The 11,166-nt window shown below is 59.8% G+C and carries 9 protein-coding genes; 1 reads left to right on the plus strand and 8 read right to left on the minus strand.

Annotated elements, in window-relative coordinates; translation table 11 throughout:
* Positions 1–44: 44 nt before the first annotated feature.
* The 5 genes from ETQ85_RS20955 to ETQ85_RS20970 all read right to left on the minus strand — a co-directional run bounded on the left by ETQ85_RS20955 (position 45) and on the right by ETQ85_RS20970 (position 8,891).
* Entirely contained in the window at positions 45–3,209 is a 3,165-nt protein-coding gene (locus ETQ85_RS20955) for a CusA/CzcA family heavy metal efflux RND transporter (protein WP_148581011.1), read from the minus strand.
* A gap of 17 nt (positions 3,210–3,226) precedes the next feature.
* A complete protein-coding gene (locus ETQ85_RS20960; protein ID WP_281283115.1) occupies positions 3,227–4,810 on the minus strand; it encodes an efflux RND transporter periplasmic adaptor subunit in 1,584 nt (527 codons plus the stop codon).
* An 18-nt stretch (positions 4,811–4,828) separates the two neighbouring features.
* Positions 4,829–6,121, minus strand: coding sequence for a TolC family protein (locus ETQ85_RS20965; RefSeq protein ID WP_148581012.1), 1,293 nt, complete (start codon positions 6,119–6,121; stop codon positions 4,829–4,831).
* Between the two features lie 124 nt (positions 6,122–6,245).
* Positions 6,246–6,602, minus strand: a complete 357-nt coding sequence (locus tag ETQ85_RS27370; protein WP_342781974.1) for a DUF2946 family protein — start codon at positions 6,600–6,602, stop codon at positions 6,246–6,248.
* Positions 6,603–6,632: 30 nt separating this feature from the next.
* Positions 6,633–8,891: a heavy metal translocating P-type ATPase gene (locus tag ETQ85_RS20970; RefSeq protein WP_148581013.1), complete on the minus strand. Its 2,259-nt coding sequence runs from the start codon at positions 8,889–8,891 to the stop codon at positions 6,633–6,635.
* 113 nt (positions 8,892–9,004) lie between these two features.
* On the opposite strand from ETQ85_RS20970, the gene cadR reads away from it, so the two are divergent.
* Complete coding sequence (gene cadR, locus ETQ85_RS20975) at positions 9,005–9,502, plus strand: Cd(II)/Pb(II)-responsive transcriptional regulator (RefSeq protein WP_148581014.1); 498 nt, start codon at positions 9,005–9,007, stop codon at positions 9,500–9,502.
* A 27-nt stretch (positions 9,503–9,529) separates the two neighbouring features.
* Here cadR and ETQ85_RS20980 read toward each other — a convergent pair whose 3' ends face one another.
* The 3 genes from ETQ85_RS20980 to ETQ85_RS20990 form a co-directional block, all read right to left on the minus strand.
* Complete coding sequence (locus tag ETQ85_RS20980; RefSeq protein ID WP_148581015.1) at positions 9,530–10,093, minus strand: GNAT family N-acetyltransferase; 564 nt, start codon at positions 10,091–10,093, stop codon at positions 9,530–9,532.
* Positions 10,094–10,389: 296 nt separating this feature from the next.
* Positions 10,390–10,722, minus strand: a complete 333-nt coding sequence (locus tag ETQ85_RS20985) for a hemerythrin domain-containing protein (protein ID WP_148581016.1) — start codon at positions 10,720–10,722, stop codon at positions 10,390–10,392.
* Positions 10,723–10,806: 84 nt separating this feature from the next.
* On the minus strand, positions 10,807–11,166 hold a 360-nt coding region (locus tag ETQ85_RS20990; protein ID WP_246128847.1), incomplete at its 5' end, for a sensor histidine kinase.

The following is an 11,166-nucleotide window of genomic DNA, read 5'->3' on the forward strand; positions in this document are numbered from 1 at the left end:
CTGACGGCCGGCAGGCTTGAGCGAATGAGCACTCAGGAAAATAATCAGTTTGCCCCAGGCGCATCATCCCTTCCGATGTCCTCATCCGAGCCGTGTGCCAGGCGATACAGCAGCGGCAGCACAAGCAGTGTGAGAATGGTCGATGAGAGGATGCCACCAATGACGACGGTGGCCAGGGGGCGCTGTACCTCCGCGCCTGTCCCTGTTGCGATCGCCATCGGGACAAAGCCCAGGGATGCCACCAATGCCGTCATCAGAACGGGGCGCAAGCGGGTCAAGGCTCCTTCGTGGATCGCAGGATCGAGCGCCTGGCCTTCCTCGCGCAGACTGCGGATATAGGCAATCATCACCAGGCCGTTCAGCACAGCAACGCCGCACAGGGCGATGAAGCCCACTGCTGCCGAAATGGAAAGGGGAATGTCACGCAGCCACAAGGCGATGATGCCCCCGGTCAAGGCGAACGGGATGCCCGAAAACACCAGCAGTCCGTCCTTGATGTTGCCAAACATGGCAAAGAGCAACACAAAGACAAGGAGCAGAGCGACGGGTACGACGATCTGCAGGCGTGCTGTAGCTGACTGCAGGTTTTCAAACGTTCCTCCCCAAGTTGTCCAGTATCCTGCGGGTACCTTGATTCGTGCGAGCCCCTGTTCGGCCTCCCCGACGAACGAGCCAATGTCCCGCCCGCGTACATTCGCACTCACCACGATCCGGCGCTTGCCGTTTTCCCGGCTGACCTGATTCGGTCCGGGGGCCAGATCCAGGGTGGCGATTTCGGCCAAAGGAATGAAGTTCGCTCGGGTATCTCCAACAGCCCCACCACGTGGCAGCGGAATCGGCAGTCGCTTGATCGCCTCCAGATCACTTCTCAGGTTGTCGGGAAGACGAACCTGAATGTCGAAACGACGATCGCCCTCGAAGAGGGTCCCAGCCTCACGCCCGCCGATCGCCGTCGCCACGGCATCCTGCACGTCCCCGACATTCAACCCATAACGGGAACTCTTCTCCCGGTCGATCTGAACGGTCAGTACCGGCAAGCCGGTGGTCTGCTCTACCTTCACTTCGGAGGCGCCATTGATTTTTTCAAGCATGGCGGCGATCTCCGTGGCCGTTTCGTTCAGAACGTCCATGTCGTCACCAAAGACCTTGATAGCCACGTCGCTACGGACCCCGGAGATCAGCTCATTGAAACGAAGCTGGATGGGCTGGGAGAACTCATAGTTGTTGCCAGGCAAGGTGGCCACTTCGGCCTGAATGGCTTCAAGCAGGGCGTCGCGGGTTCGCCTGGGCTCCGGCCAGTCCTTCTCGGGCTTGAGCATGATGTAGCCATCCGAGATGTTGGGCGGCATCGGGTCCGAAGCGATTTCCGCCGTACCCGTCCGTGCAAAGACGCGCTTGATCTCCGGGAATTTCTCCTTCAGCCGGCTCTCCAACTGCCGCTGCATGGCTACCGACTGCGTCAGGCTGGTACCCGGGATGCGAAGGGCCTGGATGGCGAAATCGCCTTCATTGAGATTCGGAATGAACTCGCTCCCCATTCGCGTAGCGATCAGACCACTGAGAATCACCGTCACGAGGGCAAACGTGAGCACGACGGGCTTGGCGTTCATGGCCCACTGGAGCGCGGGTGCGTAGGTTTCCTTGGCCAACTGCATCAAGCGGTTTTCCTTCTCGGAGACGTTGTCACCAATGAAGAGAGCAACCGCGGCAGGGATGAAGGTTACTGACAGGATCATCGCGCCCAGGAGCGCGATGACGACGGTAAAGGCCATCGGATGGAACATCTTGCCCTCGACGCCGGTCAGGGCAAAGATCGGCAGATAGACCACCATGATGATCAGTTGCCCGAAAAGCAGCGCTCGACGCGACTCACGGGATGCCTTGAAAACCTCGTGGAAGCGCTCCGTCCGGTTCAAGGGGCGGCCCAGGGATGCCCGAGCATGGGATAGCCGGCGTACGCAGTTCTCGACGATCACCACCGCACCGTCGATGATGATGCCGAAATCGAGCGCACCGAGACTCATCAGGTTGGCACTCACCTTGTTGGCTACCATGCCCGAGAAGGTAAACAGCATCGCCAACGGGATGATGCAGGCGGTGATGAGTGCGGCCCGGATGTTGCCGAGGAACAGGAAAAGGATGGCGATGACGAGAATGGCGCCTTCCAGGAGATTCTTCTTCACCGTGGCAATGGCCTTGTCCACCAGCGTGGTGCGGTCATAGACGGTGACCGCCTCCACCCCGGCGGGCAGATTGCGGTTGATCTCCTCCATTTTCTTGTCCACGGCCTGGGAGACCGTCCGGCTGTTCTGGCCGATCAACATGAAGACCGTGCCGAGCACTACCTCCCGGCCATTGTCGGTGGCAGCCCCGGTGCGCAGCTCACGGCCAATGCCGACCTCGGCCACGTCGCGGATGCGGATCGGCTGGCCCTGGGCGGTACCGACGATGACGTTACGGATGTCCTCTTCGGTCTTCACCTGTCCGGGCGCACGAACCAGGTATTGCTCACCTCGCTTTTCGATGTAGCCGGCCCCGACGTTGCCGTTGTTGCGCTCCAGCGCCGTGACGATCTCCTGCAGTGTCATGCCGTAGGCCGCCAGACGTTCCGGCAAGGGAGCGACCTGATACTCCTTGGCATAGCCGCCAATGGAATTGATTTCCGTCACGCCCGGCACATTGCGCAGTTGTGGCTTGATGATCCAGTCCTGTATCTCCCGCAGGTCGATGGGGGTGTAGGGGCTGCCATCCGGCTTCCTGGCCCCTTCCTTTACTTCCACAGTCCACAGGTAGATCTCGCCGAGCCCGGTCGATATCGGCCCCATGGCCGGAGATATACCGGCAGGCAGCTTGTCCCGGGCGTCCTGAATCCGCTCGTTCACCAGTTGCCGTGCAAAGTAGATGTCGGTCCCATCCTTGAAGATCACCGTTACCTGAGACAGACCGTAGCGGGACAGGGAACGTGTCTGGACCAGGTTGGGCAGCCCGGCCATCACCGTTTCGATGGGGTAGGTCACCCGCTGCTCGGTTTCCAGCGGGGAGTAACCAGGAGCATGGGTATTGATCTGGACCTGGACATTGGTGATGTCGGGCACGGCGTCGATGGGAAGCTTCTGGTAACTGAAGACCCCCAGCGCAGCCATCCCGAAAACGGCCAGAAGGATGAGCCAGCGCTGCTCGATGGAAAAGCGAATGATGCGTTCAAACATGATCGTTCCCCTTTTCCTTAATGCGCGTGCTCAGCTGAGCCTTTGCCGATTTCTGCCTTCAGCACGAAGCTGCCGGCAGCGGCGTAGGACGCACCCGCCTTGATGCCAGAGACGACTTCGGTGTGCGCTTCATCACTGCGTCCGGTCTGAACGGGCTGCGTCACAAAACCACCGTCGACTCGGACAAACACGACGCTCTTTCCGTCCATGTTTTGAATGGCCTCAGAAAGCACGGCGACCGGCACTTCGGTTTCGCTAGAGATCACTTCCACGTTGACGAAGAGGCCAGGACGCCAGCTTCCCTGAGGGTTCGAGAGGAGCACCCGAGCCCGTGCCGTGCGGGTTTGCTCGCCGATGAGCGCGCCCACGTAGGCCACAGTGCCGGTCGCTGTAGAGTCGAAAGACGATGCCTTGATAGTGACTTTCTCTCCGATCCTGACCCGGGCCAGATCCTTGGCCGGAACACTGATTTCCGCCCACACGGTGGACAGGTCGGAGATCGTGAACACTTGGCCGTCTTCCTTGACCGCTTCACCCAGGGCAATGTGCTTTTCCACAACCATTCCGTCGAAGGGGGCACGCAGCACATAGCGGTTGAGGCCGCCATCGGCATCTACACTGGCACCGATGGCGGTGAGCTTCTGCTGAACGTTGGCGACGGCAATTTCGGCCTCGCGCAGCACCTGTCGCGCCTGCAGGTAGTCTTGCTCGGCGGAGATCTTCTCCTCCCACAGTTTCCTCTCCCGCTCGTAGGTCGTCCTGGCAAAGCTCAGACGCTTCTGCGCTGCCATCAACTCGCTGCGTTGTTCCGAGAGCGCGGGGCTTGCCAGCACGGCCAGCACTTGCCCCTTCTTGACGATCTGCCCCAGGTTGGCAGACACACTCTCAACCACCCCGGCGACCCGGGGAACGACGTGTGCCGTACGATCCTCATTGAAGCGGATCTCACCGGGAAGTTGCAGAGAAGATTGAATCCGGGCTGAGCCGGCTTTATCGATCTCAACTCCTGCTGCTTTGATCTGCTCGTTACTGAGTTCGACCTTGCCCTCCTCGCGGTTGAGCATAAAGCGGCGAGTTTGAGACCCAGTCTCGACGACGACAACGGCCTCGAATACGTGGGGCTCCGCGATCGTCCCCCGCGTTTTCAGGCTGTCCTTGTCGACAACAAACTCCATCCGCTCCACTTCACCCGTCGGTCGGGTGAGCGTGAGGTGGGCTTTGACGGCGCCAGGTGCAACGGGCTTGCCATTGTCAAGAAGCCAGAGGCGCATGATAGGTTCGCCAGCACTTTCATCCAGCTGAATCTCGGCACGGGTCGTGCCGTCTGTGAGGAGCGTTCCACCGTGCGCTCCCGGGCCGCTTGTCTGGGCATGGTGCTCGGTATCGCCGTGCGAGGCATCCTCGGCATGTGCTTTGTCTGCCTTGGCGCCGTGATGCTCTGCATCCCCATGCTCCTCCGTGTGGGCATGGCTCTCGCTCTCCGAGGCGCCTTGCCCACCGTGCAGAATGAAGCCACCTGCCACACCGCCAAAGGCGATGATGAGGGCTACGGCGATCAGGTGCTTTCGGCTGATCCGGGTCGTCATGTTCTTCAGATTCATCTTGGAATCCTCCTTGCGTTATTCAGAGATACGATCAGCCAGAAGGCGATCGATTTCGGCCGCGGCCCGATGGCTGTCGGTCAGGGCACGCAGGTATTGGTTACGTGCTTGGAACAGCGTCCGCTGGGCATCGAGGACATCGAGAAAACTGAATTTGCCCAGCTCAAAGCCCTTGGTTGCGTTGTCGTAGGCCAGTTGCGCCCCGGGCAGCACCTCGCGCCGCAGGGATTCGAGTTCAAGCCGGCTATTGCTCAGCCGCTCACGGGCCTGCAGGACATCACCAGTAAGCCGGACCCGCAGGGCAGTATGTTCATCCCGCGCCTTGTCTTCCCGCTTGAGGGCTTCGAGGAGGTTGCCGCGGTTGCTGTCGAGGACGGGAATCGGGATCGACACGCCCACGAGCAGTTGGTCGCGGCCAAGTTCCTCGACACGTTTCACCCCTACACTGATCGTCGGGTCAGGAATGCGCCGGGCGCGCTCCAGAGCCGTGATCGAAGCGCGTCGTGTGATCTCAACTGAAGCCCGCCTCAGGACTGGAGATGCCTCGATCCGCTGCGCGACACCGTTGACGGACGGCACTGGAGGAAGCGCATCGACGTCTCCCTCTGCACGTTCGAATCGTGGAATCGGATTGCCCCAGAGCCCTGTCAGTCGCTGACGGGCGACCCGCAACTCACCTTGCGCCTGGGCTAGTTCGACCCGAACCCCAGCCTCCGCAACGCGCGCCTTGGTCTCCTCGACGGGAGAGGTTTTTCCGGCGATGACACGCTTGGAAACGGCACCAGTGGCCCGCTCAGCAAGGATGACGGTCTCTTTCGCGAGCCGGGTCCGCTCTTGCGCCGAAAGTACGTCAAAGAAGGCGCTGACGAGCGCGGCCCGGATCTCAGCACGGCGAGTGGCCAGTTCGATGTCGGCAATGTCTCGGCCACGCTCGGCGATCGCAATCCGGGCGCTTCGCTTGCCTGCGAGCTCGATGGGCTGGTTGATCTGTACGGTCGTGGTGCGCGTCGTAGTGCGGGTGTCTTCCACAAGAAACTCAATGGACGGATTGGGCCGCGCACGCCCCTGGATCACAGTACCTTCACTGGCCTCGCGTTCGCGAAGCGCTACGGTGATGTCAGGGTTGGCTCGAAGAGCCAGATCGAGCGCGGCGGCAAGCGTCAACGGACCAGCGGCTTCGCTGGGGAGCTGATTGAGTACAACGGTTTGCGTGGAAAGTGATGTCGGCGCCTGAGCATGAGCACCGAATGCGGTCGCAAAAAGGACTGCGAGCAGCGGGAATGCGGTTCTGAATGGCACGGGGGTGCGCATTGAAATCTCCTTGTTGTGCAGTCGTCGGCAGAAACCGACAGGACGACGAAACAAACGAGATCCGGCGCGGGCGCCGCCTGAAGGCGGGCTCTAAGTGAAAACTAAAGCAGGCCGCTGCGCCGAATCAGAGCGCAGCGAACCAGTTTGGCCGTTCGGGGCCTGGGGGGATGTGGGTGCGAAAGAAGGCTGGCGTTGATTCCGGTGCTGAGGGCACCGGGCACCGAGGCAGGCAGCGAGTGTCCTGACCGAGAATCTTGAGGGCGCTGTAGTGGCACAGCCCACAGTCTCCGTCGATGGCGACACCTTCACCGGAATCAGATTGCTTGGAGGTTTCCGCTTTCGATGCTTGGTGCTCGTGACTGTGATGCCCGAAATGGCCGGCATTTTTCCCGGTCTCATGCTGGCAATAAGCACCCACCGCTGACCAGCTAAACTGGAGCGGCATAAATACAGCCAGAAGGAGGGCAACCCAAAAACGCATGTTCAAAAGTATACCGGAAGATGTTTCAACTCAGCCGTGAACCTTGGTGGGTTGATCGTCAGGTTGACCAAGGCGTAGTAGCCGCAGCCCATTGCTGACCACCAATAGGCTGGCCCCCATGTCAGCAAACACGGCCATCCACATGGTGGCACTGCCTAGCAGAGCCAGAACCAGGAAGATTGCCTTGATTCCCAGCGCCAGAATGATGTTCTGCCAAAGCACCCTGTGCGTCGTGCGCGAGAGCCGAATGGCTTCAGGAATACGGCGCAGATCATCGTTCATGATCACGATGTCGGCGGCTTCCATGGCGGTATCCGTCCCCGCAGCCCCCATTGCTATGCCGATATCGGCGCGTGCCAACGCAGGCGCATCGTTGATCCCGTCACCGGTCATCGCCGTGGGGCCAAATTCTTTCTGCAAGGCTTCGATGGCCTTGAGCTTGTCGTCAGGCAGCAGATTCCCGCGTGCATCGTCCACATTAGCCTGTGCGGCAACGGCCTGAGCCGTTGCCTGGTTGTCGCCAGACAGCATGACTGCCTTGACGCCCAGGGTATGCAAGGCCGAGATGGCTTCCCGGGCATGAGGTTTGATCGTGTCGGCAACGGCGAAGATCGCCAGCACTCCGCTTTCGTTGGCCAGGAGTGTCATCGTGCGCCCCTGGGCCTCATGTTCGACGAGGCGAGCTTCGATGGCAGGACCGCACAGTTTGCGTTCCTCGATCAATCGATGATTCCCAAGGATCAGGTCTTGGTTACCGATGCGACCTTGAACACCACGCCCCGGCAGCGCCATGAAGTGATCGACAACGGTGGCGGACGGCGCCAGTGCCGTTGAAATGGCTTTTGATACAGGGTGGTTGGAGAGGGCTGCCAGGCTGCCGGCCCACTCCAAAATCACTTTCTCGGATACGGTCTGATCCAGGATTTCGGTTGCGACCAGCTTCGGTTTGCCTTCGGTGATCGTCCCCGTCTTGTCGAGAGCAATGACCTTCAGCTTACGGGCATCCTCCAGATAGATGCCGCCTTTGATCAAAATCCCCCGACGTGCTGCGCTGGCGAGCCCACTCACTACCGTAACGGGCGTTGCAATCACCAAGGCACAGGGACAGGCGATCACAAGAAGGACCAAGGCTTTGTAAAGCGCTTGAGACCAGCTCCACTCCAACAACCACGGGGTCAGGAGCGCTACGGCCAGCGCGATCACGAACACAGCGGGCGTGTAGAGGGCTGCAAAGCGATCGACAAAGCGCTGCATAGGCGCCTTGCTGCCTTGAGCGGTTTCAACCGCGTGGATGATCCGGGCCAGTGTGGTCTCAGTGGATCGAGCCGTCACCCTGAATTCCAACAGCCCTGATTCGTTGATCGTCCCGGCAAAGACCGTGTCACCGATGGTCTTGTCCACCGGCAGGCTCTCGCCGGTCACCGGTGCCTGATTGACCGCACTGCTCCCGGCAGTCACGACGCCATCCAACGGAATGCGTGCGCCAGGCTTGACCCTGACGACTGCAGCAAGCATCACGTCGCGGGAGGCAAGCACATCCCAACTGCCATCAGCCTGTCTCACTTCAGCGGTTTCCGGCGTGAGCGCGAGCAGGCTCTTGATCGCGTTCCGTGCCCGATCTACCGACCTTGCTTCAATCAGCTCTGCAATGGAATACAAAGCCATCACCATGGCGGCTTCAGGCCATTGACCAATGGCGAAGGCACCTGTGACCGCAACCGACATCAGGGCATTGATGTTCAGACGCCCCTGAGACAGGGCAGCAAGCCCCTTGCTATAGGTTGAAAATCCGGCCATCACGATCGCTGTTGCCGCCAAACCCATCCCGGCAATCTTGGCTAGAAGCACTTCGGGCATCAGGTAAGCCAGGACTTCTGCGCCAAGCGCCAGGACGAGCGCCATCGCAAAAATAGCGATACCACGTGGAATGCCGTCGCGATCTGTGCCCGCTGGCGTACCCGGTTTGACGAGCTCTGCGGCAAAGCCCGCTTTGCGGATGGCGTCGATGATGCTTGGCAGCGCTTCATTTGGCGCATCGATGCGCAGGGTGCGGGCCGACAGATCAAAACGAAGCCCACCGATCGCGCCGATATGCTCGACCGCCCGGCGGATCTCACTCTCCTCCGTAGGACAGTCCATTGCCGGAATGCGAAGCTGCAAACCGCCTTCCGTATCGTCGGCTTGCAGAGGCACGTTCGTGGAGGGCGCCTCGGGGGAGTGACACGTGCCGCTACACCCGCAGGATGAGGGCTGAGTCTCGGGTTGCAGGCTGATGGGCGATGGTTTCATGGTGATCTCCTATTGCTGCCATTGGAAACCCTGTAGCAACTCCAGAGTCAAGGGGGTAAGGTGATCGCCTTCGTCAATTCACTTTTGAGCTCATGCCGGGCTCAGGCCTTACGATGAAAATCGGTCAGCTCGCCCAGCAGACAGGTACTCTGGTAGACACCATTCGTTACTATGAGCGCGAGGGGCTGCTCCCGCGTGCAGCGCGAACGGAAGGCAACTATCGGATCTACGATGCCGTTCATCTTGAACGTCTGGCCTTCATTCGGCGGTGTCGCTCCCTCGACATGACACTGGACGAAATCCGGGTGCTTCTGTGTTTCAGGGACCGCCCATTGGAAAGTTGCGAGGACGTCAACACGTTACTCGATGCCCATATCAATCACGTCGCCGATCGGATACGCGAGCTGCTGCAGTTGGAAAAACAGCTGCTGACACTCCGAGAATGTTGCCGGGACGGTCGACAGGCGGCCGATTGCGGAATCTTGAACGAGCTGTCGCACGGGGCGACGGAGGTCGCCGGGCCCTCTGTATCGGAGAGTCACCTTTCTGCAACGCATGCCGGCGGCCGACGGCACGTGGTCCAAAGAACGCAAGAACAGGGGGAGGACTGACTGACCGGCCCAGAGCGGCTGATTCGCTCAAAGGTCTTTGAATACGTCCCGGTGCATCTTGATCGTGGCTGGCTGAGTGCGTTTCTTCGTGTGGTTCTTGGCCATTTCTTCTGCCCAAAGGCTGACTTCAAAGCCGAGTTTTCGGTAAAAACCGAGCACCGCTTCATCGTTATCCGCATCGACAACGATCAATCGTGCGGCGGACAAGCCTGCCGTATTGAGAATGTCACCAAGCAGGAGCGCCATCAAGGCGGCGCCCACACCCGTACGCTGCAGGTCCTGGTGAACCGCAAGTCTCCCAATCTTCACGGCAGGAAAGGCAGCAAGTTCGATGTGCTCATAGACCCCCAAGTCGAACTTCTCGGAGTTGTTGAGCTTTATCGCGTCGTTGGCGAGAGTGAAATACCCGACCGGGCCTTCAAAATGCTGATGAAAAGCCACATTGGTGAAACCCAGTCTGGCTTCGTGCAAGGTCAGTGCCTGTGCCGTCAGAAAATCGTCTAGACGAGGTTTTCCGCACGAGAACGTACCGAGAGTCGCCGGATCAACCTTCGTGATGGGGAGGTAACCATATCCCTCGTCAGTCAGCATCAGCCAGGCAAAGCGACCCGGTACTTGTCCAGGAAATGTGCTTCCTTGGCACGCCGAGCGGCAGCGGCCAACTGCTCCGCGCGCTCCTGAACCGCTGGTGTCGGCCGGACAGACTCAACGGACACGACAAGCCGCTTCTTGGCCTTGAGGGACGAAGCGTGTTTCTTCAAGAGAAGGCTGCGAGCAGGTTGCTTCATGGCATAGGGTCTGTACGTAGGAACGCCTTCCATGCGAAGGGAAGGCATTGAGATACTAGAACAGAAAAGAGAATATACGCAATCCGTACATTCCAGCAATCATGGCGAGACTGTGTGGTGGCACGGCAAGAGCGCACGATCCCTGATGAAGATGTGCGGCAAGAAAGCCTCCTCAAGCGCACGACGTATTGAGGCGCAGGTAAGCCGGTCATCCGCCATGAAGTTCATGTATAGCTCGGTGGTCAGTTCGATCAGGTGCGTGTGTTCCCGGACATGAGCTTCCCGATCGAGGGGAGTCCAGGCGCTGAGCCAGCGCTCCTCCAATGCATAGCTGCGATACGTACAGTTGATGAACTGGGCAAATAAGGCAGAAACCGCCTCGGTGTCGCCAGTGGATGTCGCCCGGAGTGTATGAAGGCCGAGATACTCCAAGCGACGGCTCGTTGCTTGAAGCAACGAGTCATTTGGGGAAGTGAGCGCATTTGAGCAGATCATGGCTGTGAGCTTGCAAACGGGTCAGTCCGTGCTGCGGGGCGTGACGATCAATGTCGGTATCCACATCTCGAAGATGTTGCTTCCTTCCCCCGTCCGTCCCTCGATGTCGCCTCCGTGAGATCGCAGGATTGAACGAGTGATGGCAAGGCCCAGCCCGGCGCCATCGCCAGAGTGGCGGCGGGATGCATCCACGCGATAGAAGCGGTCGAAGAGACGCGACAGATGTTCCGGCGGGATGGGTTCCCCGGTGTTCTCGACAGCGAGGTGGATTGTATCGGCGTCCGCACTGTCTCGTACGACGCTGACCGTCACGACAATGCGTCCTCCAACCGGGGTGTAGCGAAGTGCGTTGGACAGCAGATTGCCGATGGCCCGCCGGAG

It is taken from the genome of Zoogloea oleivorans (genome assembly GCF_008107625.1).
In the GTDB taxonomy this organism is placed as follows: Bacteria; Pseudomonadota; Gammaproteobacteria; order Burkholderiales; family Rhodocyclaceae; genus Zoogloea; species Zoogloea oleivorans.

Excerpts from the sequence above, each read along its gene's own strand:
- ETQ85_RS20955 (WP_148581011.1), bottom strand. The coding sequence starts at position 3,209 with ATGTTTGAACGCATCATTCGCTTTTCCATCGAGCAGCGCTGGCTCATC.
- ETQ85_RS20960 (WP_281283115.1), bottom strand. The coding sequence starts at position 4,810 with ATGAATCTGAAGAACATGACGACCCGGATCAGCCGAAAGCACCTGATC.
- ETQ85_RS20965 (WP_148581012.1), bottom strand. The coding sequence starts at position 6,121 with ATGCGCACCCCCGTGCCATTCAGAACCGCATTCCCGCTGCTCGCAGTC.
- ETQ85_RS27370 (WP_342781974.1), bottom strand. The coding sequence starts at position 6,602 with ATGCGTTTTTGGGTTGCCCTCCTTCTGGCTGTATTTATGCCGCTCCAG.
- ETQ85_RS20970 (WP_148581013.1), bottom strand. The coding sequence starts at position 8,891 with ATGAAACCATCGCCCATCAGCCTGCAACCCGAGACTCAGCCCTCATCC.
- cadR (WP_148581014.1), top strand. The coding sequence starts at position 9,005 with ATGAAAATCGGTCAGCTCGCCCAGCAGACAGGTACTCTGGTAGACACC.
- ETQ85_RS20980 (WP_148581015.1), bottom strand. The coding sequence starts at position 10,093 with ATGCTGACTGACGAGGGATATGGTTACCTCCCCATCACGAAGGTTGAT.